Below are 598 nucleotides of genomic sequence, written 5' to 3'. Positions count from 1 at the left end.
GAAACCAAAATATCGTTCATGGAAAAAGAAGTGGTTTTCGCTATATTATGATGAACCAAAAAAAGGCTTTAAATTATTGGATACCAATCTGCTTTCCTTAAGTTTTGGCAAGTTAACAGATGAAGAATACAAGGAATTAAAGAAAAAAGATAAAAAGGCTAAGAAGACCATCAAAATCAAAGTTGGACTTGTGGAAGCGGTAGAACTAAGCGAAACGGAGAGAATCAAAACCCTTCGCATCACAAAGGATCTGGATTCGTATTATGCCATTTTTACAATAGAAGATGCCAAGGAAATCACCAAAATAGAGGAACAATCGTTTATTGTATTTGATCCCAACCATAAGAATTTGGCGGTAGGATTAGGCAGTGATGGAAAATCATATGAATTGAAATCGATGAATGCACTGTTGAAGTATTGGGATAAACGAATCGATGAAATCAAATCAAAACGGGACAAATGTGAAAAGTTTAATAAGCTGGTATGCACCCCAAATGTTACGTATTTTGAGCCAAGCAAACGTTGGAAGAGACTCAATCATGCTTTGGAAAAGGCGCAATTAAAACGTCGAGAACAAATGAAGACGCTGTTATTTAGC

1 protein-coding gene is annotated in these 598 nt (G+C 35.8%); it reads left to right on the top strand.

Annotated features, from left to right (window positions below; translation table 11 throughout):
- On the top strand, positions 1-598 hold a 598-nt coding region (locus ABRT01_RS18400; protein WP_483308163.1), incomplete at both ends, for a nuclease/transposase family protein.

It is taken from the genome of Lentibacillus sp. L22 (assembly GCF_040812445.1).
GTDB lineage: Bacteria > Bacillota > Bacilli > Bacillales > Amphibacillaceae > Lentibacillus_C > Lentibacillus_C daqui.
This window is presented reverse-complemented; position numbering and strand designations above follow the sequence as displayed.